This is a genomic window from Pseudomonas sp. LAMO17WK12:I5, assembly GCF_900215165.1.
Taxonomy (GTDB): domain Bacteria; phylum Pseudomonadota; class Gammaproteobacteria; order Pseudomonadales; family Pseudomonadaceae; genus Aquipseudomonas; species Aquipseudomonas putida_A.
In genome coordinates this window covers 372,656-398,105 of record NZ_OBDS01000006.1, presented here as the reverse complement: position 1 = coordinate 398,105, position 25,450 = coordinate 372,656, and the positions used below count along the sequence as shown (strand labels likewise).

Sequence of the window (25,450 nt, the reverse complement as noted above, 5' to 3'; positions counted from 1 at the left end):
CCCGGGCCATACATCTTGGAAGCGCGCCTGCGCAGGCGGTGCTATCGAGCAGACCAACGGCAATCAGCCCTGCGCACTGAAGCGGTCGCGGCTGTTGGTCAGGTGCAGCCACATGGCCGCGCGCGCCGCGTCCGAATCCTGCCGTTTGATCGCATTCAAGATCGCTTCGTGCTCCAGATGGGCCAACTGCCCCAGCTTGCTCAGATCCGCCGCGCCACGCTCGGCGGCATTGAGCCGCTGACGTGGAATCATCGCGCTGCCCAAGTGCTGCATGATTTCGCTGAAGCAGACGTTGCCGGTGGCTTCGGCAATAAGCAAATGAAAGCGTCGGTCGGCCTCGACGCAACTATCGTTGCTGTCCAGCAGACGCTGATAGTCATCCAGCGCCTGACGCATTTGCAGCAATTGCTGCTCGCTGCGACGTGACGCGGCCAACGCCGCAGCCTGCGTCTCCAGGCCCATGCGCAATTCAAGAATGCTGCGCACGCCGAGCGCGGTGTCGACATTCAGGCGCAAGCCCTGCTCCGCGACGCGCTCGATGACGAACGTGCCGATGCCGTGCCGCGTCTCCACCAGCCCCGACGCCTGCAACTTGGAAATCGCCTCGCGCACGACCGTGCGACTGACGCGGTGTTCCTGAACGATGGCGTTCTCCGACGGCAGCTTGTCGCCGGGCGACAGCCGGCCGAGCAGGATGCTCTGGGTGAGTTTTTCCACCAGATCGTGTGCGAGGTTGTGCGCACGTTTGGGCGCGGGGGCGTCGAGGTCTTCTTGCATGTTCGGTTCCGGTCTTCGGGGCTTGCCGATCGTAGCACTGCGTGATGGCTGACGAGTCGATTTTAGCGCCGAAACCACTTTCAACTTGTATGACAACACTCAATAAAACGAAAAAAACGCAACAACCAAACGCTACGCCCTGTTTGAACATTTGGATCGTGAACCCAAGGGGCGCGTCTGACGGCCGCGATTAAAACCAATAAAAACGGGGAAAAACACCAAAAAGAAATAAAGAATTCGTTCACCAGACAAATTTAATCGCTCCACCCCACTTGTAGGACAAAAAATCTCAGTTGTATGATGTCTATCAACAACGCACCATCCAGCCCTACCCCGCATAAAAATAATCAGTGGGAGAAAACCAAGTGAAAACCTCCGTCTCCGGGATGAACGAGGGCGTCGATTCGACACTCGCGTCCGCCATCTCGAAAGTGAAACGCCACGTCCTGCCGCTCTTCGTGATCATGTTCATCGTCAATTACATTGACCGGGTGAACATCGGTTTCGTCCGCACTCACATGGAACATGATCTGGGCATCGGGGCTGCCGCCTACGGCTTCGGCGCCGGTCTGTTCTTCATCGGTTACGCGCTGTTCGAAGTGCCGTCCAACATGCTTTTGCAAAAAGTCGGCGCGCGTATCTGGCTGACCCGCATCATGCTCACCTGGGGCCTGGTCGCCGCCGGCATGGCGTTCATCCAGAACGAAACGCACTTTTACATCCTGCGCTTTCTGCTCGGCGTGGCCGAGGCCGGGTTCTTTCCCGGGGTGATCTACTACTTCACGCGCTGGCTACCCGGCGCCGAACGCGGCAAGGCGATTGCAATTTTCCTCAGTGGTTCGGCAGTCGCCTCGCTGATCTCCGGCCCGTTGTCCGGCCTGCTCTTGCAGATCAACGGCCTCGGCATGCACGGCTGGCAATGGATGTACTTCATCGAGGGGATGTTTTCCGTCGGGCTGTGCGTGTTCGTCTGGTTCTGGCTCGACGCCAAACCCCACGACGCGAAATGGCTGACCCGCGCCGAACAGGACGCACTGGTCAACGCCATCGACGATGAACAGAAGGCCCGCGAAGCCGCGACGCCGATCCGCCCATCGATGGGCAAACTGCTCAAGGACCGGCAAATCATCCTGTTCTGCCTGATCTACTTTTTCATTCAGCTGACGATCTACGCCGCGACGTTCTGGCTGCCGAGCATCATCAAGAAAATGGGTGAGATGAGTGACTTCCAGGTCGGGCTGTTCAACTCGATCCCGTGGCTGCTGTCGATCGTCGGCATGTACGCCTTCGCCGCTTTCTCGGCCAAGTGGAAGCACCAGCAAGCCTGGGTCGCCACCGCGTTGTTGATCGCCGCAGCAGGGATGTTCATGTCCACCACCGGCGGGCCGATCTTCGCCTTTGTCGCGATCTGTTTTGCCGCCCTGGGCTTCAAGTCCGCCTCATCGTTGTTTTGGCCGATTCCGCAGGCCTATCTGGATGCACGGATCGCCGCGGCGGTGATCGCACTGATCAACTCGGTAGGCAACCTCGGCGGCTTCGTCGCGCCGACCACCTTCGGCCTGCTCGAAGAACACACCGGCTCGATTCAGGGCGGCCTCTATGGCCTGGCCGCGACTTCGATCATCGCCGCGATCATCGTCTTCGCTGCACGCACCACCCCGAAACCCGCTGCTGACCTCGCCGTGGCCGAGGCCGCGCCAAAGCACGCATGACTTCCTTTTTAAAGATGCTGACAAGGATAAAAACATGACCGCACACGACACTGCCAAAGCGCCAATCATCACTGAAATGCAGGTGATTCCCGTGGCCGGCCACGACGCCATGCTGCTCAACCTGAGCGGCGCCCACGGGCCGTTTTTCACCCGCAATATCGTCATTCTCAAGGACAACGCCGGCCACACTGGCGTCGGTGAAGTGCCCGGTGGCGAGCGCATCCGCCAGACGCTGGAGGATGCTCGCAGCCTGGTGCTCGGCAGCACAATCGGCAACTATCAGAAGATCCTCAATCAGGTGCGCCAGACCTTCGCCGAGCGTGATGCCGGCGGCCGTGGCCTGCAGACGTTCGACCTGCGCATCACCATCCACGCGGTCACCGGACTCGAAGCCGCCCTGCTCGACTTGCTCGGGCAACACCTCGACGTACCGGTCGCGGCGCTGCTCGGCGAAGGCCAGCAACGCGATCAAGTGAAGATGCTCGGTTATCTGTTTTATGTCGGCGATCAACGCGAGACCAACCTCGCCTACCGCAGCGAACCGGACGCCGATAACGACTGGTTCCGCGTGCGTCACGAGAAGGCCATGAGCGCCGAGGCGGTGGTGCGTCTGGCCGAAGCGGCGCAGGCGAAATACGGTTTCCAGGATTTCAAACTCAAGGGCGGCGTGCTTAGCGGCGACGCGGAAATCGAAGCCGTGACGGCACTGGCCGAACGCTTTCCCGAGGCGCGTATCACGCTTGATCCGAACGGCGCCTGGTCACTGAAAGAAGCGATCCGCCTGTGCCGCGATCAACATAAGGTGCTGGCTTACGCCGAAGACCCGTGCGGTGCGGAAAACGGTTACTCGGGGCGCGAAGTCATGGCCGAGTTCCGCCGCGCAACCGGACTGAAGACGGCGACCAACATGATCGCCACCGACTGGCGCGAGATGGGCCACGCCATTCAGTTGCAGTCGGTGGACATCCCATTGGCCGACCCGCACTTCTGGACCATGCAAGGCTCGGTACGTGTCGCGCAGTTGTGCCATGAGTGGGGCCTGACCTGGGGCTCACACTCCAACAATCACTTCGATATCTCGCTGGCGATGTTCACCCATGTCGCGGCGGCGGCACCGGGCGACATCACCGCCATCGACACGCACTGGATCTGGCAGGACGGCCAGCGCCTGACCAAGGCTCCGCTGCAAATTGTCGACGGTTGCGTGCAAGTGCCGCAGAAACCTGGGCTGGGGGTGGAGCTGGATATGGATCAACTGGCCAAGGCTCATGAGCTGTACAAAGGCATGGGCCTCGGCGCGCGGGATGACAGCGTGGCGATGCAGTTTTTGATACCGGGGTGGACGTTCGATAACAAGCGGCCGTGTCTGGTGCGCTGAATTCTGATTTGCAGTCCACTGCCGTCCCTGTGGGAGCGGGCTTGCTCGCGAAGGCGGTGCATCAGTCAATATTTGAGTTGACTGACACGCCGCCTTCGCGAGCAAGCCCGCTCCCACAGGGGGGGGATTTGTGTCAGGCAGAGATTTGCAGCAGCCAGTTTTTGAACGCCGTCATCGCCGCCGTCTCCGGCCGTGACTGCAAGCGCGTCAGCCAATAACTGCCGGTGGTGATTTCAATCGCAAACGGCTGACGAATCACATCCGCCGCCAGTTGCCGGGCGAACATCAGCGGCGGTGCCAACGCTACCCCGCTGCCCTGCAGCGCGGCCTCCATCATCGCCAGCGATGAGTCGAACACAATGCTTTGCGGCGGCGCCGCGTGGGTCGCCAGGCCGGCGGCGTGAAACCATTCCGGCCATTCATCGGTGCGATAGGAACGCAGCAAGCGCTGTTGCAGCAGATCACCCGGGGTGTGCAACTGCCGGGCAATTTCCGGCACGCACAACACCGACAATGGCGCATCGAGCAGGCGCGTGGCCTCGATGCCGTGCCACGCTCCGGCGCCAAAACGAATCGCGTAATCCAGCCCCTCAGCCGCGACGTCGACCCGGTTGTTGTGAGTCGACAGCCGCAAATCTATGAGCGGATGTTTCGCCTGGAAGTCTGGCAGCCGTGGCAGCAACCAACCGACCGCAAAGGTTCCGACGGCACCCACGGTCAACATTTCCCGATACTGACCGCCGGCCAGCCGCTCGAGCATCTGCGCGATATGATCGAACGACGTGGTCAAAACCGGCAACAGGGTCTCGCCTTCACTGGTCAGCATCAGCCCGCGGGGCAGGCGTTTGAACAGGGTCAGATTGAGCTGCGCCTCAAGGCTTTTCACCTGATGGCTCACCGCCGCCTGAGTCACGCATAACTCCACGGCGGCACGGGTAAAGCTCAGATGCCGCGCCGAGGCTTCGAACGCGCGCAGTGCATTGAGCGGCAATTGAGGTCGAATCATGCCCAGTCCCAAATTTTTCTAATGGCTCATCCGAAATATCATCGTTTGTCGACGAGTGCCAGACTGCCTAAATTGTCGGCGCTGATCAGCTGCCCAACAACAAAATCGCCCGCAGTGTAGCGGGATATCACCCTCAACACTCATGGAGAGTGGTTCACTCATGTCCTTCATCACCCCGAGCAAATTCATTTCCTGCAGCGCTTTCGGCCTGTTTTTCGGCGCCACCGCTTGCATGGCCGCCACACCCGGCGACGAGCAACTGCAAGCGCTGGTGAACAAAGCCGTTACCCCGGTGATGCAGCAGCAGAACATCCCCGGCCTCGCCGTCGCCATCACCATCAACGGCCAACCGCATTACTTTAATTACGGCGTCGCCGCCAAGGACACGGGGCAGAAAGTCAGCGAAAACACCCTGTTCGAAATCGGCTCGGTGAGCAAAACCTTCGCCGCCACTCTGGCCGGCTATGCGCAGGCGACGGGCAAACTGGACCTGTCGACCAAGGCCAGCCAGATCTGGCCAGAACTCAAGGGCAGCGCTTTCGACAACATCAGCGTGCTGCAACTGGGCACCTACAGCGCCGGCGGCCTGCCGCTGCAATTCCCTGGCCAGTGGGATTCGGCGGAGAAGATGCTCGGCTACTACCAACAGTGGAAACCGAGCTTCCCGGCCGGTAGCCAACGCCTGTATTCCAACCCGAGCCTGGGCCTGTTCGGTTATCTGGCCGCCAAGACCCTCGGTCAGCCATATGATCAGGTGATGAGCGAAACCCTGCTGCCGAAACTCGGCCTGCAACACACCTACCTGCAGGTGCCGAAAGCGCAAATGAGCCTGTACGCGCAGGGCTACGACAAGAACAATCAACCGGTGCGCGTCACCCCGGGCGCCATGGATTCAGAAGCCTACGGCGTGAAAACCAGCGCCGCCGACATGCTGCGTTACGTGCAGGCCAACCTGAAACCGGCAAGCCTTGAAACGCCGCTGCAACAAGCTATCGCCAACACCCACACCGGCTACTACAGCGTCGGCGACATGACCCAGGGCCTGGGTTGGGAAATGTACCGTTACCCGATCAGCCTCGACCGCTTGCTGGCCGGCAACAGCACGGAAATGGCCATGCAGCCGCACAAGGTGCAATGGCTCAACCCGCCACAGCCGCAGGCGAAAAATGTGCTGATCAACAAGACCGGCTCTACCGGTGGCTTCGGGACCTACGTGGCGTTTGTGCCGTCGAAGGAGGTCGGCGTGGTGATTCTGGCGAACAAGAACTTTCCGATTCCGGAGCGGGTGAAGATTGCTCACACGATCCTCAGCGCTTTAGCCGACTGAAAATCAAATGATCGCAGCCTTCGGCAGCTCCTACACCGATCCCATGTAGGAGCTGCCGCAGGCTGCGATCTTTTTGGGCGGGCAATAAAAATGGGCGACCTGCAGAGGTCGCCCATTTTTTTTGATTCAGGCCATGCCATCAATCATCCGGCATTTCCGGTGGCTTGCTCGGTTTCGCCGGTTTGCTCGCCTTGGCGCCCTTCTCGCCTTTCTTGGCTGCCGGTTCGGCGGCGGTGGCCTTGGTTTCAGCGACCGTCGGTGCGCTGATTTCCTTTTCGCTGGCCGGCAGCGCGTCAACCGTGTCGAAGATTTTTTTCAGGTCCACCGATTTCGCTTCATCGCCCGAGGCCGACAGTTTAGTCTCGCCGTCCTTGCCCAGCAGGAACACTTTAGGATACGCGCCGGCACCGAGTTTCAGCGACCGCAGCAAAGCCATGGTGTCTTGCTGGCCGAGATCCTTGCCGTCGAGTTGTCCGGCCATATTGAGGATGGTGTAGACCTTGATGTTGCGGTCGGCGACACCCTTCTTGTTCGCCGGATCTTCCAGCGACTTTTTCAACCCCACCCACACCGGGTCGACGGTGCTTTGGGCGATCACGATCAACGGTCGGGCCCGTCCCATATCCCCGGCTATGGGCGAGTCATTGTCAGCGGCGAACAAGGGGCCGGCAATCGCCAGCAAGAGTGTCAGGGTCAGTGACCTGATGAGCATGCGCATCTCCTTTTGATATCCACGCTCTAATGATTGCGCATCGCGGCGATTGTTCCGGGGTTGTGCCCGGCAAATATGTTTCGCCTTGTCAGAAGCTTAGGTCAGCCGCGTCATTGCGCAACCGCATCGGCGTAATCGTGACGCGGATTTGATTACCTTTTATGAGCGCATTAGGGTGGTCGTTCTGCCCACGAAATGGAGTTCAACCCATGCACATCGACTACCTGTGCGATCACCCGCATTTGATTGAGGAACTGGCTGCGCTCAATTTCAAGGAATGGGGCGAATTCCGTGACGGCGATACCCTTGAAGCCCGCACCGAGCGGATGCGCGCGGCCTGCGGCAAGGGTGCGGTTCCCAGCGTGGTGGTGGCCATTGAAGACGGCAGATTGCTCGGCGGCGCGCTGTTGATCGACAGCGATATGAAGATCCGTCCCGAGCTAACGCCTTGGCTGGCCGGGGTTTATGTGAAGGCCGAGGAACGTGGACGCGGTGTTGCTTCGCAGCTGGTCAATCGGATTGTCGAAGAAGCCAGGGCGTCGGGCGTACAGACGTTGTATCTGTACACCGATGCGGCGCAAGCACTGTATGCGCGGTTGGGTTGGGAGGTGGTCGAGGATCTGGTCTACGAAGACCTGCCGGTGACGATCATGAAGTACACCTTTACGAGCTGAGATTCCTCCACAGGTTTTGTCCGGCTCAAAGATCGAGCCGGGATCAGAACGCCAGTTTGTAGCCGATCAACAGCAACATGGTCGCCAGGCACGGGCGCAGCAATTCATCGGAAATGCGCCCGGTCAGGTGACTGCCAAGCCAGATGCCCGGCAGCGAACCCATCAGCAGGAAGCCCAGCACGCCCCAATCCATATTGCCCATGCTCGCATGCCCCAGCCCCGCAACCAGGGTCAACGGCACGGCGTGGGCGATTTCGGTGCCGACCAGACGCCGGGTCGGCAGCAGCGGATAGAGGATGAACAACGCGACCGTGCCGAGGGCGCCGGCGCCGATCGAGGTCAGGGCGACCATGGTGCCGAGGATCAGCCCGGTGATCACCGTCATCACATTCAGGCGCGCGCCGCTCGGGTTGTAGTTGCCGCCCGCGCGTTTGTGGGCGAATTCGAGCAGGCGCTTTTTGAACAGAATCGCCAGCGCCGTGGCGAACAGCACGAAGCCCAAGGCCTGTTTGATGATCGCGTTCATCGCCTCGGGCGCGGTGTGCAGGGTGCTGAGAAACCACAGGGTCATGGCGACTGCCGGCACGCTGCCGAGGGTCAGCCAGCCGGTGATGGCCCAGTCGATGTTGTTGTTCTTTTTGTGCACCAGCACGCCACTGGATTTGGTAATGGCCGCGTATAACAGGTCAGTGCCCACCGCGGTTGCCGGGTTGATACCGAACCACAGCAGGATCGGCGTCATCAACGAACCGCCGCCGACACCGGTCATGCCGACAATAAAACCCACCACCAGCCCGGCAATCACCAGGCCGAAATTTGCCAATTCCATTAAGACGTCCAGAAAAACGACAGGAAAAATCTGGCCCGCAGCATAGCGATTTTTCATATAACCACATATATCGATGCGGTCTATCGTTATGCCTTCCAGCCACACCGCCTTTATCTGAGTGGGAGCGGGCTTGCTCGCGAAGGCGGCGTGTCATTCACGTAGATATCGACTGACACGCCCTTTTCGCGAGCAAGCCCGCTCCCACAGGGGTTCTATGGTGCCAGGTAGATCAATGCATGCGCCGGCCCGGTTTGAAACTGTGATGCCGGTTGATCCACACCGTCGCCAGCGCGATCAGCGACAGGATCAACAATGCCCATGGAAACGACATCGCCCCCGCCCGATCCAGCAACAACCCGCCAAACAGACCGCCGCCGGCAATCGCCACGTTCCAAGAGGTGGTGAGCATCGCCTGCACCACGTCCACGTGCTCGCCAGCCGAATCCGCCGCGGCTGTCAGCAGCAGCGTCGCCGAACCGCCGAACGACAGGCCCCACACGGCCATGCAGGTGTAGATCAGCCACGGCGACGGGGATATCAGCGCCAGCACCAGCGCGGTCACGGCAAACACCGCGAGGCTGATCAGCGTCAGCCAGCGCAACCAGCGGTCCACCAGCAGGCCAATGATCCAGATCCCCACCAGCGAACACAGGCCGAACACCAGCAACACCAGATCGACGCGCTCGGCCAATCCGGCTTGCATCAGGAACGGCGCAATGTAGGTGTAGAGAATGTTGTGCCCGAGCATCCAGGTCAGCACCACGAACAGCACCGGCCGTACGCCCGGGAGACGCAGCGATTGCAGCAACGGCAGGCGTTCGGCGCTGGCCTGGCCCGGACGGTCCGGCACCGCCAGCACAATCCACGCCGCCAGCACCAACGCCAGCGCCGACATGATCCCGAACGAAGCGCGCCAACCGATCAGGTTGCCCAGCCAGGTTCCCGCCGGGGTGCCCAGCGACAGCGCCACCGGGGTGCCGAGCATGGCGATTGCCAGTGCCCGCCCCTGCTGGTGCACCGGCACGATCCCGCGGGCGTAACCGGCCATGATGCCCCACGACAGCCCTGCCGCCATCCCGGCGAGGAACCGCGACGCGAGGGTCAAGCCGTAATGGCTGGAGAACGTGGTCACGGTGTTGAACACCAGGAAGCCACCGACCGTCACCAGCAGTACCCGCCGCCGTGGCCAGCCCCGGGTGGCGACGGTCAGCGGAATCGCCGCGACGATCGAGCCCAGCGCATACAGCGTCACCAGTTGCCCGGCGAGCACTTCGCTGACCCCAAGCCCGGCGCCGATCTGCGGCAGCAGCCCGGCCGGCAGGGTCTCGGTGAGGATGGCGATGAAGCCGGTCATGGCGAACGCCAGTAACGCGGCATAGGGCAGTTTTTCTGTGCGGGTAGCGCGGTCGATACGGTTGAAGTCGGTGCTTGCGGAGTCGGTCATGACAGGTGCAGCTCCCTTTGGATCAATAGTAGCGATGGATTGTATACAAAAATCCCACGCACAATTTGATCAATGTGGGAGCGAGCCTGCTCGCGAATGCGGTGGATCTATCAGAGATTCAGCGCCTGGTAGATCGCTTTCGCGAGCAGGCTCGCTCCCACATTGGATCTCCGCACTTACTGCACCGGCAGGAAATTCAGGAACAGCAGGCTCTGCGCGTAATTCAACCCAATGCGCCGGTAGCGCTCATCGAGCATCTGCGTCAGCAGGTCGAGCCGCGCGACGATCTTGCCGAACTCGGTGGCGAAACTCAGGTTGCTGCCCTCCTCCGAGATTTCGTTGGAGAACAGCAGCGGCTGTCCCTCCTTGTTCTGGCGCTGGGCCAGAATCCATGTGGCTTTTTCGATGTTGCGCGCGGCGTTGTGGACGAAGGTCGGGTTGATTGCATCGGTCATGTAGAACTCGATGCGATTGCCGTGGGCGGTGACCAGCATGCTGCCGATGGCATAGATGAAGGCGCCGACCCGATCCCCGAGAAACTCCGGACTCATCGCATAGCTGAGCGCCGCCAGATCTTTGCGCCCGCCCAACACCGGTAACGGTTGCTGCTGCTCGACGGCAAGGCGCACCTGTTTCACCGCCGTGTTGATGTCGAGGAAGCCCGACTTGCGCAGTTCTTCCGGGTTGCGCAAATACAGCTTGCCCATCAGGCGATAAAGGCTGTTGAGGTTGTCGCGCATCGCCAACGTGGCCATGCGATCGACGCTGGTCTGCAGGAATTCCTGCGGTTGACCGTCACGCATCTGAGCGATGAAACCGTTGCCGGTCTGGTGCGTGCAACCGCTGACAAACAGCGATGACAGACAGGCCAGCAGCAGGCACGGGCGGCGAAAAAATCGGGCGATCGGGTGAAAAACTCTCGGCATGAATTCTCGAACGGGCACATTCCTGTGCGGCGGGCGTCGCCGCATCCTGGCCATGGATAGAGCCGCCGAATCCGGAAAAGTGCAGCGCAGGCACGATTTCCCGACCTTCGGCAACTATTTAGTATGACTTTATATTTGCACTAAACCTTTAACCGGCTATAAATTCTGACTCAACCCACAATTAGCATGACTATTACCCTGTTTTGAAAACAACAACAAAAAGGAAGGTCAACCATGCTTCAATCACGTCACCTGCTCTCCGGCCTCGGACTGTCCCTGATGATCGCCACCCTCTCCGCCAACGCGGCCGGCCTCAGCGCCGAACACAAAGCCTTTGGCAAAACCAATGACGGCACGCCCGTCGAGCAATACATCCTGCGCAACAGCCACGGCATGCAGGCGACCGTCATCACCTACGGCGCCACCCTGCAATCGCTGCTGGTGCCGGACAAACACGGCAAAGCAGCCGATGTGGTGCTGGGTTTCGACGATGTTCAGGGTTACCAGAAAGGCACGGCGTATTTCGGCGCGACCATCGGCCGTTTCGGCAATCGCCTCGCGGACGGCGCGTTCGAACTCGACGGCAAGCGCTATCAGGTGCCGCAGAACGACAAGTCCAACGCCTTGCATGGCGGTACTCAGGGTTTCGACAAGAAGGTCTGGAAAGCGCAGGAAACCAAGGACAAGGATTCCGTCGGCGTGACCCTCACCTATCTGTCGGCAGACGGTGAAATGGGCTTCCCCGGCAATCTCACAACGCAGGTGACCTATCGCCTGACCGACAGCAACGAGTTGCGCATCGACTATAAGGCCAGCACCGATAAACCGACCGTGCTCAACCTGACCAACCACAGCTACTTCAACCTCGCCGGTGCCGGCAATGGCGACATCCTCAAGCAGGTGGCCACCTTGCACGCCAGCCATTACACCCCGGTCACCGGCAAACTGATCCCGACCGGCGAACTGGCGCCAGTGGCCGGCACACCAATGGACTTCACCAAACCCACCGCCATTGGTACGCACATCAAGGCCGATCACCCGCAGCTGAAATTCGCCGAGCCGAAACAGGGTGGCTTCGATTTCAACTGGGTGCTGGATACCAAAGGTGATGTGAGCAAAGTCGCCGCCGAGGTCAGCGATCCGCAGTCAGGGCGGCATTTGCAGTTGTTCACCAGCGAACCGGGTGTGCAGTTCTATACCAGTAACTTCCTCGACGGCACGGTCAAGGGCAAGGGCGGCAAGGTCTATCCGCACTGGGGCGCGTTTACCCTGGAAACGCAGCACTATCCGGATGCGCCGAATCAGCCGGACTTCCCGAGCACGCGTCTTGATCCGGGGCAGACTTACAACCACAGCGTAGTCCTGAAGTTCTCCGCTAAGTAACACCGGTCTTGTGGTGAGGGGATTTATCCCCGATGGATTGCGCAGCAACCCTGCTTCTTGGGGGCGCTGCGCGCCCATCGGGGATAAATCCCCTCGCCACAGGTTCATCGACCTCCATTGGAACCCCTGCGCTATCCTGCTGCCCACTAAGGTATCGACCATCAGCACAGGAGGTTTGAATGCGTACCCTTGAACTGGCAGGCGTGCAGGTTCCAGTGATTGGCCAGGGCACCTGGCGCATGGGCGAAGACCGTTCGGCGCACAAGCGTGAAGTGTCCGCGCTGCGACAAGGTATCGAGTTGGGCATGACCCTTATCGACACCGCAGAAATGTACGCCGAGGGCGGTGCCGAAAGCGTGGTCGGCGAAGCCATTGCCGGTCTGCGTGATCAGGTGCTTCTGGTGAGCAAGGTCTACCCGCACAACGCCAGCCGCACAGGCATCCCGCAAGCCTGCGAGCGCAGTCTGCGCCGGCTCGACACCGACTACATCGACCTCTATCTGCTGCACTGGCGCGGCCAGTATCCGCTGGAAGAAACCGTCGAAGCCTTCGAACGCCTGCGCGAGGACGGCAAGATCGGCCGTTGGGGCGTGTCGAATTTCGACGTCGATGACCTCGAAGAGCTGGCCAATCCGGCCTGCGCCACCAATCAGGTGCTGTACAACCTGGAAGAGCGCGGCGTCGAATTCGACTTGCTGCCCTGGTGCCAGCAACAGCGTATGCCGTTGATGGCGTACTGCCCGATCGGCCAGGGCGGCGCGATGCTCGCCGAACCAGCGCTACAGCAGATTGCCGCTCGTCACAACGTGACCCCGGCGCAGGTTTCGCTGGCGTGGATTCTGCGTCAGGATGGGGTAATTGCGATTCCCAAGGCTGTGCGACCGGAACATGTGCAACTCAATGCACAAGCGGCGCAGTTGCAACTGGATGCCGGGGATCTGGCGGCGCTGGACCAAGTATTCAAAGCGCCACAACGCAAGCAGCGGCTGGCGATGGTCTGAGTCGCTGGCCGTTGGCGAGGGCTTCGTCATGAGAAGCACTGATCAGTACGATCCGTTCAATCTGCAGCGTTTCGTCCAGGCGCAGGACCCGGTGTTCGAACGGGTTCAGCGTGAACTCGGTGAGGGGCGCAAGCGTAGCCACTGGATGTGGTTTGTGTTCCCGCAGTTCGCCGGGCTGGGCGGCAGCGAAATGTCCCGGCGCTTCGCCATTCAATCCGCCGACGAGGCGCGGGCCTATCTGGCCCACGACCTGCTCGGTGCGCGGCTGCGCACCTGCACGCAGCTGGTACTGAACATCCGTCAGCGCTCGATAGCCGAGATTTTCGGCCACCCCGACGACCTGAAATTCCACTCCTCGATGACCCTGTTTGCGCAGTTCAGCGCCGAAGATTGCCCGTTCGCTCAGGCACTGGAGCGCTACTTCCACGGCATCCTCGATGAATGGACCCTGCAACTGCTGGACTCAAAACAGGCCCAGTTGTCCCCCGATCAGGGTTGAGAAGTCATCGTCGACGAACGGCAGAATCGCGTCCGCCACCGGCTGCAGTTGGCGGGTAATGTAATGGTCGTAGTCGATCGCCGCGCGGCGCACTTCCAGCGGTTCCGGCCCGGCCAAGGTGATCACGTAACTGATCCAGCCGCCGTTCTGGTACTGCCGCGGGCGACCCTGCTGCGCGTTGTAATCGTCGGCCAGCCGCGCCGCACGCACATGCGGCGGCACGTTGCGTTCGTAGTCGTCGAGGGTGCGGCGCAGGCGCTTGCGGTAGACCAGTCGTTCATCGAACTCGCCGGCCAGAGTCTTGCGCACGTAATCGCGCACGTAATCCTGATACGGCTTGCGCTGGAAGATCCGCTCGTAGAGTTCCTGCTGGAACTGCCGAGCCAGCAGCGACCAGTCGGTGCGCACGGTTTCCAGGCCCTTGTAGACCATTTCGTCACTGCCATCGGCGCGCGTCACCAGTCCGGCGTAGCGCTTTTTGCTGCCCTCCTCGGCACCGCGAATGGTCGGCATCAGAAAACGTTTGTAGTGGGTTTCGTACTGCAATTCGAGGGCACTTTGCAGGCCGTATTCCTCACGCACATGCTCGCGCCACCAGTCGTTGACGTGCTTGACCAGCGCCTGACCGATCTGCGCCGCTTCCTCCTGCCCGTGCGCACGACGCAGCCAGACGAAGGTCGAGTCGGTGTCGCCATAGATCACCGCGTGGCCCTGCGCTTCGATCAACTGACGAGTGCGCAACATGATCTCGTGGCCGCGCAGAGTGATCGACGACGCCAGACGCGTATCGAAAAACCGGCAGCCGCTGGAACCGAGCACGCCGTAGAAGGCGTTCATGATGATCTTCAGCGCTTGCGACAACGGTGCGTTGTGCTCGCGCTTGGCGGTCTCGCGGCCCTCGGCGACCCGCGCGACAATCGACGGCAGGCAATGCCGGGTGCGCGAAAACCGTGCGCCGCGAAACCCCGGCACCGAATCGGCATCGTCCGGGTGTTGCAGGCCTTCGATCAGTCCCACCGGGTCAATCAGAAAAGTGCGGATGATCGACGGATACAGGCTCTTGTAATCGAGCACCAGCACCGACTCGTACAGCCCCGGCTGTGAGTCCATGACGAAGCCGCCGGGGCTGGCCTGTGGCGGATTGGTGCCCAGGTTCGGCGCAACGAAACCCTGGCGGTGCATCAGCGGCATGTACAAATGGGTAAACGCCGCTACCGAGCCGCCGCTGCGATCCGCCGGCAGGCCGGTAACGCTGGCGCGTTCGAGGAGAAACGTCAGCAGTTCGGTCTTGGCGAAGATCCGCGTCACCAGCTCGCAGTCCCTGAGGTTGTACTTGGCCAGCGCCGGTTTGTCCTCGGCGAACATGCGGTTGATTTCGTCCATGCGCTGGTACGGGTTATCGATCGCCTTGCCCTCGCCGAGCAGGGTCTGCGCGACGTTTTCCAGGCTGAACGAGGGGAAACTCCAGGTCGCCGAGCGCAGCGATTCGATGCCGTCGATGATCAAGCGCCCCGCTGCCGAAGCAAAGTAGTGCGTGCGGCTGCCGTGTTCGCGCCACTGCATCTCTTCACCGCCACGGCCGATTTTCAACGGCACACCGAGGCGTCGCGCGTGTTCGTGAAGGATGCGCAGGTCGAACTGCACGACGTTCCAGCCGATGATCGCGTCGGGGTCGTGGAGGGCGAACCAGTCGTTGAGCTTCTTCAGGATCACGGTGCGCGAGTCGCAATATTCCAGATCGAAGTCGACAATGCTGGCGTCACCGTTGGGCGCGCCGAGCATGTACACCTGACGCTGGCCGCAGCCTTCAAGGGCGATGGAATACAGCTCGCCGGTTTCGGTGGTTTCGATATCCAGCGAGACCAGCCGTAGTTGCGGTCGGTATTTCGGATCAGGTTTGAGTTGAGCGTTGAGCAAGACGCCGTCAGCGTCGGCGCTACCGCCGAACAGCACCGGTGCAGTGATGAAGCGCTCCATCAGGTAGCGCTCGGGCGGACGCACGTCGGCTTCGAAGACATCGACACCGGCGCGGGACAGCGCGGTTTCCAGGCGCATCAACTGGCCGTGTTGCTGGCAATACAGGCCCAGCACCGGGCGATGTTCGAAATCCTGCAGGGCCAGCGGGCGCAGTTCGACGTTCTTTTCGTCGTGCAGCAGGCGTTCGGCCGCTTCGCGTTGAGCAGCGGGGATAAACGCCACTGACGTCTGCGGCGCCAGACGCACACGTCGCGGCCCGGCGTCGGTCGCCAGCCAGAACTCGACTTCGGTGCCGGCCGGGGTGTCGCGCCAATGCCGGGTCAGGACGAAGCCCTGCTGTAAATCCACCACTGCAACCTCAGGAATTGAATCAGAGGGGCATTCTACGCTGCCGTTCAAGGGATAACCCCATTCCCTGTGGTGAGGGAGCTTGCTCCCTCACCACAGGGTTAGAGCAAAGCCGGAAAAACCGGCAAATGACGTTTTTTGCGTGCTATCTGCCGCTTTGCCACCTTGCCCTGCGCGCAAGGGTCTACGATGCTTGAATAACAACGACAACACCTGAGTAACCGCCATGAAGACCGTCGCCCAACTGCTCAAGCTCAAAGATCAGAAAAATCAGGAAGTGCACCATATCGATCCCGGTCACATGGTGCTCGAAGCGCTGATGAAAATGGCCGAGAAAAACGTCGGGGCCTTGGTGGTGATGGAAGATGACAAAGTGGTCGGCATCATCAGTGAGCGTGATTACGCACGCAAACTGGTACTGCACGGGCGCTCGTCAGTGGGCACACCGGTGCGCGACATCATGGTCAAGGACGTCATCACCGTGGACACCCACCAGACCGTCGACACCTGCCTGGGCATCATGTCCGACAAACGCCTGCGCCACTTGCCGGTGGTGGAGAACGGCAAGCTGATCGGTCTGCTGTCGATCGGCGACCTGGTGAAAGAGGCAATTGCCGAGCAGGCGGAACTGATCAAGCAGTTGGAGCAGTACATTCGCGGGGAATAAACCCTTCCCACTTACAGGAGTGAGCCCTGTGGCGAGGGGATTTATCCCCGATGGACTGCGAAGCACCCCCAGAAAAGCCGGGACCGCTTCGCAGTCCATCGGGGATAAATCCCCTCACCACAGAGTTCACTCCTACATTTTGGTTTATCGGGTGATCAGGACGGCCAATGCCGGGCGAAGACCGGTGCCAGCACCGGGTGCCGGTCGATGCGCTGCAACCACGCATAAAACCCCGGACGGCTCTGGCGCAAGTGCTCGCGGCTGCCCGCCCAACGCGTCACCACGGCCGCCAGCACGTCCAGCGCGCCGGGTGTTTCGTCGTCCAGGTACAACTCGGCGGAAAACTGATCGGCAAACACTTCCCAGCTCCAGTGCAGGCGCTCACGTGCACCGGCCATCAGGTTCTGCCGTGAAGCTTCGTCCGGCATCACCAGCCAGCGCTCGGGGTAATCGATGACGCCGATGGCTGCATAGCAATTGCTGGCGATGTAGACCATGCCGCGAATCGCCTGATCGCGATCAGCCGCCTTGGCCGGCAACAGACCGGACTCGGGAAAACTCAGGCCCAGATGAATCAGAATCGCCACACTCTCGGTGATCGCACTGCCATCGGGCAATTGCAGGGTCGGCACCTGCTTCAGTGGATTGAGGCGCGCCAGTGCCTCGGCGGCTTCGCTTGAGGCTTCGATATCGATAAAGCGATAGGCGATCTGGCATAACTCCAGCGCTGCCTCGATGGCTGCGGCACCTGAATTGCGATGTCCGTACAGTTGATACATGCCCCCTCCTCGATCTCGACAGATCTGTGTAGCCCTATTTATAGCGGGTGTATCCGCTTTGGCACGTTTTTCCCATGCATTGGCGACTTGCGAATTCAAACCTCGCAAAACAGCGCTGGCGGTGCCCATCCCGCACCAAGAGCAATCATCGAACGCTATCCGCGTTCTTGTAAGGTGCGATACCGAACCAAAAGTTCGCGTATCCGAGCTGGCAACAAGGAGTTCACCGCGTGAATCTTCAAACGCTCTGCCGCATCAGCCTCTGCTTGCTTGTTTATCAACAACGCCGAGTTCATTCGAACAGTCCCGGCGGCCAGTGCCTCTACTTTATTACCTGACTCCATGACCACACACTCTGATTGGCGATGACGCTTCGCCGACAACGGCGTGATATTTATTTTTTAAATACAACTGCAAAAATCCCTGCACCAGCGCCGTATTAAATGAACGCAGGCGGGATTGTCGGACAATAACTTTCAGCGACTTTGCAAGTGCACCAAAACGGCTCCAGTGAGTTGAATTATTCAGCACTGGAAACAGTGATTTCATTTAAACAAGAACAAGGAACATACGCCGTGACCCGCTAAAACACAGACCCGCACCAAATCAGTCCGCCGCGCACCAGCAAGTGCCCGGGCCGTTAGCCAAGCCGCCGCTCTATCCCGCCGATCAGCGTGATACCGCGTAGAGCCTGACTCGCCTCTGAAAAAACTCCACTCAATGGAGTTTCGGAAAACTGTTGGCCGGAGAAATACACGACAAAGGCAAAACTTATATAAATGCGACATGGGTAACACTGATGAAATAAGACCTATACATTTCGGCAACATCTGGCACAGCGGTTGCTACATGCAAAAAGCACAAGCATGAGACACCAACATTGATCTCAAGCAATAGAAGAACAACCAGGGAATGGCCAATGAACACTCGAAGTCGATGGCTCTAAGCCAGTAACTGTAAGCAAGCCCTGTTCTATAGATAGTTCAACTATCGGCCTGCGTACACCTTGAAGAAAGTTACACCCACCCACTCGAACATCACCCCAATGTTCGGACAGCACCTTATTGCCCTTCATCAACCCGAGGGAGCTTTAATGAACGATGCGGTAAAGCACAGAACCCTGCCGGGGTCGTTACGGGAAGCGCCAATCCCGCTGTCACCGGACAGGCCAGCCTTCACGGCCAATACCTCGCAGCCCGGCGGGTTGAACAAACAGCAAATGCTGTTGCTGGTGGCGGTATCGGCGCTGATACACGGCGGCGCCTGGTGGTTTTTCCAGCAGACCCGGCCCGAGCCACTGCCGACTCCGCCGCAGATTCCGGAAATGACCGTCGAGTTGACCAGCCCGACGCCGCCGGCACCGCCCACACCGGAACCACCACCGCCTCCGCCGCCCCCTCCACCTCCGGAACCGGAACAACCGGTGGAAGACGAAGACGCGGTCAAGCCACCGCCAAAACCGGTAGAGAAACCCAAGCCGATCGAAAAACCGAAACCGGTCGAGAAGCCCAAACCGGTGAAGAAAGTCGAGCCGCCGAAAGCTCCGCCCGCCCCGGCACAACCGGCCGCTCCCGCTGCGCCGGCGACACCGAGCGCGCCACCGGCCCCGGCCGCCGCGCCTGCCCCGGTCAAGGAATCGGCAGCGATTTCCGGTCTCGCCAGCCTTGGCAACCCGCCGCCGGAATACCCGTCGCTGGCGCTGCGGCGCAATTGGGAAGGCAGCGTGGTGCTGCGCATTCAGGTGCTGGCCAACGGTCGCGCCGGCTCGGTGACAGTGACCAAGTCCAGCGGCAAGCCGCAACTGGATGACGCCGCCGTCGCGGCGGTAAAGAACTGGAAGTTCATTCCGGCCAAACGCGGTGACACGCCGATTGACGGCTTCGCCACCCAGACCATCGATTTCAAATTGCCGCAATAACGGCACAACCCAACGAACTCACAACCGACTTAATGCAAGCGAGGTGTAGCGATGAACAATTCACTGTCTTCGATGATTGTCCCCGGTGTGCTCTGGGGCCTAGTGCTGTTTTCCGTGGTCAGCTGGGCGATCCTGCTGGTCAAGTCGGCGCAATACCTGCGCCAGAAAGCCCAGAACAAACAGTTCAGCAAAGCCTTCTGGGGCGCACCGGATCTGCTGACCGCGGCCGAACACGCCAGTCAGTACCCGGGCTCGCTGGCGCGCATCGCCAGCAGCGGCTTCGAAGCTTTGCTGGTGGAAGAATCGCCGCGTACCACGCAACAACTGGCGCACACCATCAACCGTTCCGATCGCCTGGAGCGCAACCTGCGCCAGCAGATTCAGAAGGAACGCCGCTCGCTGGAAAACGGTCAGGCGATTCTCGCCAGTATCGGCAGCACCGCGCCGTTCATTGGCCTGTTCGGTACCGTGTGGGGAATCATGGAAGCCCTGCAAAGCATCGGCGAAACCGGCTCGGCCAGCCTTGAAGCGGTCGCCGGCCCCATCGGTCATGCACTGATCGCCACTGGCGTGGGGATCGCCGTCGCGGTCCCGGCAGTGCTGATTTACAACTTCTTCCTGCGCCGCCTGAAACTCGCCTCGGCGGACATGGATGACTTCGCCCACGACTTCGACGCCCTCGCCTCACGCAGCGCGTTCTCCATCAGCCGCCAGGCCATCGCCAGCAAAACCACAGCCGCCGTGCGGGAGGCCAGCTAATGTCCTTTTCTACCCAAGACAGCGATGAAGTGCTCAGCGAAATGAACGTCACGCCGCTGGTGGATGTGATGCTCGTGCTGCTGGTGGTGTTCATCGTCACCGCGCCGCTGATGACCAACGCGATCAAGGTCAACCTGCCGAAAACCGACGCCGTCGCCCCCGCCGAAAAGAAAGACCCGGTGGTGGTCAGCGTCGATCAGGACGGCAAGTTCTACCTGGCAAAAACCGAACTGGCGCCGGAATCGCTGGAGGCCAGCCTCAAGGAGGTCAAGGCCAAGGACGCCGAAGTACGCGTGCAGTTGCAGGCCGACGCCAACGTCAATTATGGCCAGGTGGCCAAGGCCATGGCATCCATCGAACGCTCGGGCATCAGCAAGATTTCGGTGATGACCACCCACTGAGTGCGGTGCGGGGCGCGCGTTGAGAGTCGCGCCCGGCACCGCTGAAGCATCCCGTCGCAATCAGCCGACCGAAAAAACGCCAGGCGTCTTCGGAGGGGATCGGCTTGCTTGAAGAAAGTGGTTTTCCGCACGCGGTATCACCGAAAGCGGAGCAATGAGGGGCTCACAAGGCCAATTCGATAACGTCTAAAAAGTCGGAAATAACCATGCTGATGAACACTCCACGCTTCACGCTCAAACCTTTGGTGGCAACGATCTCTCGCCACCGTTTTGTTCCGTTGTATCTGGTGGCCATGGGGATGGGCGCCGGGACTGTGCAAGCCGCCGAGGATGACAACGCCGCCGTGCCCGCTGCGGCAGCGGTGGTGGCGCCGACCACGCAACTGCAACGGGTGGAAGTGACGGGTTCGGCGATTCGCCGGGTCGATGCGGAAACGGCCGTGCCGATCACCATTCTCAAGGCCGATGAGTTGCGCAAACAGGGCGTGACCACCACCGCCGAACTGGTGCAGCGGATCACCGGCAGCCAGTCGATCAACAACAGCGCCGGCTCGGTCGGCGCCGCCACCGGTGGCGCTTCGTTTGCCGACATGCGCGGCATCGGCGCGAACAAGACGCTGGTGCTGCTCAACGGTCGACGCCTGGCGAACAACGCCTTGTCGGGCACCAACTCGGCCGGCGGCGCGGTGGATCTAAACATGATCCCGTTTGCCGCGATCGAGCGCGTGGAGGTGCTGCGCGACGGCGCATCAGCGCTGTACGGCACCGACGCCATCGGCGGCGTGATCAACTTCATCACCAAAAAATCCCTGACCGACGGCCAGCTCACCCTCGGTGGCGAAACCCCGACCCACAGCGGCGGCGGTGCCACCAAAGACATGAGCGCCAGTTGGGGCTACGGCGATCTGGAGCAAGACCGCTTCAACGTCCTCGGCGTGTTCAACTACAACAAGCAGCAGAACCTCGACGCCAACGACCGCTCCTTCGCCCGCGACTATGTGCCCGGCCGTGGCCTGGACCAGACCTCCGGCACCGCGTTCCCCGGCAACTACAGCCAGAACGGCAACGCCACCAACCCGTTGGCCAACAGCAATTGCAACGGGCCGAACCTGGTGGCGCGTGACGGCTTGTGCCGCTTCAGCACCCGCGAATACATCGACCTGATTCCGCAAACCGAAAAAACGTCGTTCTTCGGCAAGACCACCGGCAAGCTGGCGGATGACCACAACGTCAACCTCGAATACTTCTGGTCGCGCAACAACAACGCCACCGCTGTCGGCCCGGCGCCGCTCACCGGTTTGAGCCTGGATTCGTCATCGCCCTACTACCCCGGCAACGGCATCACCCCCGGCCCGACCGGCTTCGCCCTCGACCCGACGCAACCGGTCGACGTCAACTGGCGCGAAACCGCCGCCGGCCCGCGCGAATCGAAAGACCAGAACACCAGTCAGCGCTTTCTGCTGAGTTTCGACGGGCTGGTCGGCGGCTGGGATTACAACGTCGGCGCCTCGTACAACCAGAACAAAATCGTCTCCAGTGTCACCAGCGGATATGTCAGCGATCAGGCGATGATCAACGGTCTGGCCAGCGGTCTGCTCAACCCGTTTGGCCCGCAATCCGCCGCCGGTCAGCAGTACATCGACCAGGCCATGTATCACGGCGCCTATTCCACCGCCGTCGGCCGCGTGGCCGGTTTCGACGGGCGGGTCAGCCGCGAGATCGGTGACTGGTTCGGTGCCGGCCCCGCCGGTCTGGCGCTGGGTGGCGAGTACCGCAAAGAAAAATTCCATCAGGATTTCGAGCAGTTTGCCGGCGACATTCAGAGCCTCGGTATCGACCCGGCCGGCAGCGTCGAGGGCGACCGCAGCGTGAAAGCCGCGTACGCCGAAATCAACGTGCCGGTGCTCGACAGCCTCGAACTGTCCGCCGCTGTGCGTCACGACAAATACAGCGACTTCGGCAGCACCACCAACCCGAAATACTCGTTCCGTTATCAGCCGCTCAAAGAGCTGGTAGTGCGTGGCGCGTACAGCGAAGGCTTCCGTGCGCCATCGCTCTACGAGCTGTATTCGCCGCGCAGCATCACCTACACCCAGGGCTACTACAACGACCCGGTGCTGTGTACCGGTGGCGTGGTGCAACCGGGCGGCAACGGCGGGCGCGATTGCGGCCAGCAGTTCCTCAATCAGATCGGCGGCAATGAAGATCTGGCTCCGGAGAAGGCGCGCAACGTGACGCTGGGCTTCGTCTATCAGCCGGTCAGCAACCTGTCGGTGGGTCTGGATTTCTGGTGGATTCACATTTCCAACCAGATCCAGCCGTTCCCTGAATCCACCGTGTTCGATCAGGCCGGCAGCTACCCGGATCGCTTCGTGCGCAACGCCGACGGTACGCTCAACTACATCGTCACCGGCAACGCCAACCTCGGCATCGTCGAAACCAACGGTGTCGATGTGTCGCTGGACTACCGCTTCCCGAACACGCCTTACGGCCAGTTCGGTCTGGGCCTGCAAGGCACCTACGTGGACGAGTACGACTTCCAGAGCACCATCAAAGGCCCGTTCACCGACAAGGTCGGCGACTTCGAAGGGGACGGGGTGATCGCGCGCTGGAAGCACAACCTCACCGGCAGCTGGACCTTCGGCGCTGCACGCGCGTCGCTGACCAACCGCTTCACCACCGGCTACAACGACTACGACCGCGATACCCATGCGCGCGTGGCGTCGTATTCGGTGTGGGACCTGTCGGCCGGCTACACCTTCAACAAGGTGCTGGACGTGGATGCGGGGATGAAGAACATGTTCGACCGCAACCCGCCGTTCTCCAACCAGGCCTACAACTTCCAGAGCGGCTATGACCCGCGCTACACCGACCCGCTGGGCCGCACGCTGTTTGCGCGCATGACGTATCACTTCTAAAGAACGAGCGCCAAAAAACCCTGTGGGAGCTGGCTTGCCAGCGATAGCGTCGTATCAGTCGACATTTACTTCACTGACATACCGCTATCGCTGGCAAGCCAGCTCCCACATGGGAACCGGGTTTCTTCAGGGATTTTCAGGGTGATCTCATGAGTTTTTTGCGCAACATGGCTAGCCTGCTGCTCGGCAGTGCACTGCTGTGCACCGGCCCCTCGGCGCTGGCCGCCGGCAGCTACGCACTGACGGTGTACGGCGAGGCGCCGAAGTATCCGGCGGGTTTCCAGCATTTCGATTTCGTCAATCCCGACGCGCCCAAGGGCGGTTCACTCAGTCGTGCGTCGATGGAAATCGGCCAGTACAACTACATCACCCCGTATGCCGATCAAGGCATTTCCGTGGTGCAGGTCAACGACTGGGTTTATGCGCCGCTGGCGTTCCGTTCGCTCGACGAGCCCTACACCGTTTACGGTCTGGTCGCGCAACAGATGGAGCGCGATCCCGAAGGCCTCTGGGTGCGCTTCACCCTCAACCCCAACGCCCGCTTCGCCGACGGCACGCCGATCACCGCCGAGGACGTGCGCTACACCTTCAACCTGCTGATGACCAAGGGCAGCCTCAGTTATCGCCAGCAATACGCCGACGTGCAGGACGTGCTGATCGAAGGCCCACGGCAGGTGCGTTTCACCTTCAAGAACAACCTCAACCGCACCCTGGCGCTGGACCTGGCAACACTGCGCGTGGTGCCCGAACACTGGTGGAAGACTCGCGATTTCGCCAACGGCGGTGGCTTCGAACCGCCGCTGGGCAGCGGCCCGTACCGCGTGAGCAAAGTCGATGCCGGACGCAGCATCAGTTTCCAGCGCGACCCGGACTGGTGGGGCAAGGACCTGCCGGTCAGTCGCGGGATGTACAACTTCGACACGCTCACGGTGAATTTCTACGGCGACACCGACGTCGCGCGCCAGCTGTTGCAGGCCGGCGCGTTCGACTACAACCGCGAGTTTTCCTCGTCCGGCTACGTGGTGGGTTACGACAGCCCGGCACTGCGTGACGGTCGCTTGCAGCAGGCGATCCTCGCTCCGGAAAAACCCACCGCCGCCCAAGGCTTCGTGTTCAACCTGCAAAACCCGATTTTTCAGGATCGCCGCGTGCGTCAGGCGATCAGCCTGCTGTGGGATTTCGAATGGACCAACAAGCAGATGATGCGCGGCTTTTATGTACGCCAGAACAGCTTCTGGCCGAAGAGTGAAATGGCCGCGACCGCCCTGCCCGACGCCGAGGAATTGAAGATCCTCGAACCGTTGCGCGGACAGATTCCCGACGAGGTGTTCACCACGGTGTATCAGGCGCCGAAAACCGATGGCAGCGGCTACATCCGCGACAAGCAGCTGCAAGCCCTGAAGCTGCTCGCCGAGGCGGGCTGGACGCCGCAACACAGCCGACTGGTCAACGCCGCCGGTGAGCCTCTGGAGTTCACCTTCCTCGACGGTCAGGGCGGTTTTGATCGCATGCTGCTGCCGTTCAAACGCACCCTCGCGCAGATCGGCATCACCCTCAATCTGCGCCGGATCGACTCGGCGCAATACGTCAACCGCCTCAACGCCCGGGACTACGACATGATCGTCACCAGTTTCCCGCGCAGCGGCGATCCGATCGTCTCGCCCGGCCGCGAGCTGTACAGCCTGTACGCCTCGCAAAGTGCCACGCAGGTCGGCAGTTCGAACTCGATGGTGCTGGCCAACCCGGCGGTCGATCAACTGATCGACGGGCTGGTCAAGGCCGACACCCGCGACGCCATGGTGCATTACGCCCGCGCCCTCGACCGGGTGCTGCAATGGGGTTACTACATGATTCCCAACTACTACTCCAAGGGCACGCCGACGGTGTATCAGAACCGCTTCGGCATGCCGCCGGTGCAACCGGCGTACGACGAAGGCCTCAACACCTGGTGGGAGGTCTCGACCAAGCCGTTGACCACGCAACAGATGCACACCCAGCTCGCGGGGGGCCAGTGA

21 protein-coding genes are annotated in these 25,450 nt (G+C 60.9%); 13 read left to right on the top strand and 8 right to left on the bottom strand.

Annotated features, from left to right (window positions below; all coding sequences use genetic code 11):
- Positions 1-63: 63 nt before the first annotated feature.
- Entirely contained in the window at positions 64-777 is a 714-nt protein-coding gene (locus tag CRO59_RS13080) for a FadR/GntR family transcriptional regulator (RefSeq protein WP_097087775.1), read from the bottom strand.
- A 365-nt stretch (positions 778-1,142) separates the two neighbouring features.
- On the opposite strand from CRO59_RS13080, the gene CRO59_RS13075 reads away from it, so the two are divergent.
- Together CRO59_RS13075 and gudD are read left to right on the top strand one after the other, a co-directional pair.
- Complete coding sequence (locus tag CRO59_RS13075) at positions 1,143-2,489, top strand: MFS transporter (RefSeq protein ID WP_007965412.1); 1,347 nt, start codon at positions 1,143-1,145, stop codon at positions 2,487-2,489.
- A 34-nt stretch (positions 2,490-2,523) separates the two neighbouring features.
- Positions 2,524-3,867, top strand: a complete 1,344-nt coding sequence (gene gudD, locus CRO59_RS13070; protein WP_096797760.1) for a glucarate dehydratase — start codon at positions 2,524-2,526, stop codon at positions 3,865-3,867.
- A 133-nt stretch (positions 3,868-4,000) separates the two neighbouring features.
- On the opposite strand, the gene CRO59_RS13065 is transcribed toward gudD, so the two are convergent.
- Positions 4,001-4,873 (bottom strand): LysR family transcriptional regulator, encoded by an 873-nt coding sequence (locus CRO59_RS13065; protein WP_097087773.1) that lies wholly within the window; start codon positions 4,871-4,873, stop codon positions 4,001-4,003.
- A gap of 160 nt (positions 4,874-5,033) precedes the next feature.
- Here CRO59_RS13065 and ampC point away from each other — a divergent pair, with 160 nt between their 5' ends.
- Positions 5,034-6,200 (top strand): class C beta-lactamase, encoded by a 1,167-nt coding sequence (gene ampC, locus CRO59_RS13060; RefSeq protein ID WP_097087771.1) that lies wholly within the window; start codon positions 5,034-5,036, stop codon positions 6,198-6,200.
- 139 nt (positions 6,201-6,339) lie between these two features.
- Here the strand turns inward: ampC and CRO59_RS13055 are convergent, their stop codons facing one another.
- Positions 6,340-6,912, bottom strand: a complete 573-nt coding sequence (locus CRO59_RS13055; protein ID WP_027613884.1) for a DUF4174 domain-containing protein — start codon at positions 6,910-6,912, stop codon at positions 6,340-6,342.
- 209 nt (positions 6,913-7,121) lie between these two features.
- On the opposite strand from CRO59_RS13055, the gene CRO59_RS13050 reads away from it, so the two are divergent.
- Positions 7,122-7,586 (top strand): GNAT family N-acetyltransferase, encoded by a 465-nt coding sequence (locus CRO59_RS13050; RefSeq protein WP_097087770.1) that lies wholly within the window; start codon positions 7,122-7,124, stop codon positions 7,584-7,586.
- 43 nt (positions 7,587-7,629) lie between these two features.
- On the opposite strand, the gene CRO59_RS13045 is transcribed toward CRO59_RS13050, so the two are convergent.
- From CRO59_RS13045 to CRO59_RS13035, 3 genes are all read right to left on the bottom strand, one after another.
- Positions 7,630-8,415, bottom strand: coding sequence for a sulfite exporter TauE/SafE family protein (locus CRO59_RS13045; RefSeq protein ID WP_064586898.1), 786 nt, complete (start codon positions 8,413-8,415; stop codon positions 7,630-7,632).
- 229 nt (positions 8,416-8,644) lie between these two features.
- Positions 8,645-9,859 (bottom strand): MFS transporter, encoded by a 1,215-nt coding sequence (locus CRO59_RS13040; RefSeq protein ID WP_097087768.1) that lies wholly within the window; start codon positions 9,857-9,859, stop codon positions 8,645-8,647.
- Between the two features lie 176 nt (positions 9,860-10,035).
- Positions 10,036-10,785, bottom strand: coding sequence for a hypothetical protein (locus CRO59_RS13035; RefSeq protein ID WP_097087767.1), 750 nt, complete (start codon positions 10,783-10,785; stop codon positions 10,036-10,038).
- A gap of 234 nt (positions 10,786-11,019) precedes the next feature.
- Here CRO59_RS13035 and CRO59_RS13030 point away from each other — a divergent pair, with 234 nt between their 5' ends.
- The 3 genes from CRO59_RS13030 to CRO59_RS13020 all read left to right on the top strand — a co-directional run bounded on the left by CRO59_RS13030 (position 11,020) and on the right by CRO59_RS13020 (position 13,668).
- Positions 11,020-12,168, top strand: coding sequence for an aldose epimerase family protein (locus CRO59_RS13030; RefSeq protein ID WP_097087765.1), 1,149 nt, complete (start codon positions 11,020-11,022; stop codon positions 12,166-12,168).
- Positions 12,169-12,347: 179 nt separating this feature from the next.
- Positions 12,348-13,169: an aldo/keto reductase gene (locus tag CRO59_RS13025; RefSeq protein WP_097087764.1), complete on the top strand. Its 822-nt coding sequence runs from the start codon at positions 12,348-12,350 to the stop codon at positions 13,167-13,169.
- 28 nt (positions 13,170-13,197) lie between these two features.
- The gene (locus CRO59_RS13020; protein ID WP_097087762.1) at positions 13,198-13,668 is read left to right on the top strand and encodes a DUF1810 domain-containing protein; all 471 of its coding nucleotides are present in this window, start codon (positions 13,198-13,200) and stop codon (positions 13,666-13,668) included.
- Here the strand turns inward: CRO59_RS13020 and CRO59_RS13015 are convergent.
- The gene (locus CRO59_RS13015) at positions 13,633-15,993 is read right to left on the bottom strand and encodes a DNA polymerase II (protein WP_177408995.1); all 2,361 of its coding nucleotides are present in this window, start codon (positions 15,991-15,993) and stop codon (positions 13,633-13,635) included. The genes CRO59_RS13020 and CRO59_RS13015 overlap by 36 nt on opposite strands.
- A gap of 226 nt (positions 15,994-16,219) precedes the next feature.
- Between CRO59_RS13015 and CRO59_RS13010 the strand changes: the two genes are divergently transcribed.
- Positions 16,220-16,660 carry a CBS domain-containing protein gene (locus tag CRO59_RS13010; protein WP_027613875.1) on the top strand — a complete coding sequence of 147 codons (441 nt, stop codon included), beginning with the start codon at positions 16,220-16,222 and terminating at the stop codon, positions 16,658-16,660.
- 155 nt (positions 16,661-16,815) lie between these two features.
- Here CRO59_RS13010 and CRO59_RS13005 read toward each other — a convergent pair whose 3' ends face one another.
- Positions 16,816-17,439: a glutathione S-transferase N-terminal domain-containing protein gene (locus tag CRO59_RS13005; RefSeq protein ID WP_027613874.1), complete on the bottom strand. Its 624-nt coding sequence runs from the start codon at positions 17,437-17,439 to the stop codon at positions 16,816-16,818.
- Between the two features lie 1,093 nt (positions 17,440-18,532).
- Here CRO59_RS13005 and CRO59_RS13000 point away from each other — a divergent pair.
- The 5 genes from CRO59_RS13000 to CRO59_RS12980 all read left to right on the top strand — a co-directional run bounded on the left by CRO59_RS13000 (position 18,533) and on the right by CRO59_RS12980 (position 25,450).
- Positions 18,533-19,357, top strand: coding sequence for an energy transducer TonB (locus CRO59_RS13000; RefSeq protein ID WP_096797380.1), 825 nt, complete (start codon positions 18,533-18,535; stop codon positions 19,355-19,357).
- A gap of 51 nt (positions 19,358-19,408) precedes the next feature.
- Entirely contained in the window at positions 19,409-20,116 is a 708-nt protein-coding gene (locus CRO59_RS12995; RefSeq protein ID WP_007966644.1) for a MotA/TolQ/ExbB proton channel family protein, read from the top strand.
- Positions 20,116-20,517, top strand: a complete 402-nt coding sequence (locus CRO59_RS12990; RefSeq protein WP_003223575.1) for a biopolymer transporter ExbD — start codon at positions 20,116-20,118, stop codon at positions 20,515-20,517. The genes CRO59_RS12995 and CRO59_RS12990 overlap by 1 nt, the downstream gene beginning before the upstream one ends.
- A gap of 206 nt (positions 20,518-20,723) precedes the next feature.
- Positions 20,724-23,435 carry a TonB-dependent receptor gene (locus CRO59_RS12985; protein ID WP_177408993.1) on the top strand — a complete coding sequence of 904 codons (2,712 nt, stop codon included), beginning with the start codon at positions 20,724-20,726 and terminating at the stop codon, positions 23,433-23,435.
- A gap of 149 nt (positions 23,436-23,584) precedes the next feature.
- Positions 23,585-25,450: an extracellular solute-binding protein gene (locus CRO59_RS12980; protein ID WP_097087758.1), complete on the top strand. Its 1,866-nt coding sequence runs from the start codon at positions 23,585-23,587 to the stop codon at positions 25,448-25,450.

Excerpts from the sequence above, each read along its gene's own strand:
- CRO59_RS13040 (WP_097087768.1), bottom strand. The coding sequence starts at position 9,859 with ATGACCGACTCCGCAAGCACCGACTTCAACCGTATCGACCGCGCTACC.
- CRO59_RS13055 (WP_027613884.1), bottom strand. The coding sequence starts at position 6,912 with ATGCTCATCAGGTCACTGACCCTGACACTCTTGCTGGCGATTGCCGGC.
- CRO59_RS13065 (WP_097087773.1), bottom strand. The coding sequence starts at position 4,873 with ATGATTCGACCTCAATTGCCGCTCAATGCACTGCGCGCGTTCGAAGCC.
- CRO59_RS13030 (WP_097087765.1), top strand. The coding sequence starts at position 11,020 with ATGCTTCAATCACGTCACCTGCTCTCCGGCCTCGGACTGTCCCTGATG.
- CRO59_RS13025 (WP_097087764.1), top strand. The coding sequence starts at position 12,348 with ATGCGTACCCTTGAACTGGCAGGCGTGCAGGTTCCAGTGATTGGCCAG.
- CRO59_RS12990 (WP_003223575.1), top strand. The coding sequence starts at position 20,116 with ATGTCCTTTTCTACCCAAGACAGCGATGAAGTGCTCAGCGAAATGAAC.
- CRO59_RS12985 (WP_177408993.1), top strand. The coding sequence starts at position 20,724 with ATGCTGATGAACACTCCACGCTTCACGCTCAAACCTTTGGTGGCAACG.
- CRO59_RS13010 (WP_027613875.1), top strand. The coding sequence starts at position 16,220 with ATGAAGACCGTCGCCCAACTGCTCAAGCTCAAAGATCAGAAAAATCAG.
- CRO59_RS12995 (WP_007966644.1), top strand. The coding sequence starts at position 19,409 with ATGAACAATTCACTGTCTTCGATGATTGTCCCCGGTGTGCTCTGGGGC.
- CRO59_RS13035 (WP_097087767.1), bottom strand. The coding sequence starts at position 10,785 with ATGCCGAGAGTTTTTCACCCGATCGCCCGATTTTTTCGCCGCCCGTGC.
- gudD (WP_096797760.1), top strand. The coding sequence starts at position 2,524 with ATGACCGCACACGACACTGCCAAAGCGCCAATCATCACTGAAATGCAG.
- CRO59_RS13050 (WP_097087770.1), top strand. The coding sequence starts at position 7,122 with ATGCACATCGACTACCTGTGCGATCACCCGCATTTGATTGAGGAACTG.
- ampC (WP_097087771.1), top strand. The coding sequence starts at position 5,034 with ATGTCCTTCATCACCCCGAGCAAATTCATTTCCTGCAGCGCTTTCGGC.
- CRO59_RS13000 (WP_096797380.1), top strand. The coding sequence starts at position 18,533 with ATGAACGATGCGGTAAAGCACAGAACCCTGCCGGGGTCGTTACGGGAA.
- CRO59_RS13080 (WP_097087775.1), bottom strand. The coding sequence starts at position 777 with ATGCAAGAAGACCTCGACGCCCCCGCGCCCAAACGTGCGCACAACCTC.
- CRO59_RS13020 (WP_097087762.1), top strand. The coding sequence starts at position 13,198 with ATGAGAAGCACTGATCAGTACGATCCGTTCAATCTGCAGCGTTTCGTC.
- CRO59_RS12980 (WP_097087758.1), top strand. The coding sequence starts at position 23,585 with ATGAGTTTTTTGCGCAACATGGCTAGCCTGCTGCTCGGCAGTGCACTG.
- CRO59_RS13045 (WP_064586898.1), bottom strand. The coding sequence starts at position 8,415 with ATGGAATTGGCAAATTTCGGCCTGGTGATTGCCGGGCTGGTGGTGGGT.
- CRO59_RS13005 (WP_027613874.1), bottom strand. The coding sequence starts at position 17,439 with ATGTATCAACTGTACGGACATCGCAATTCAGGTGCCGCAGCCATCGAG.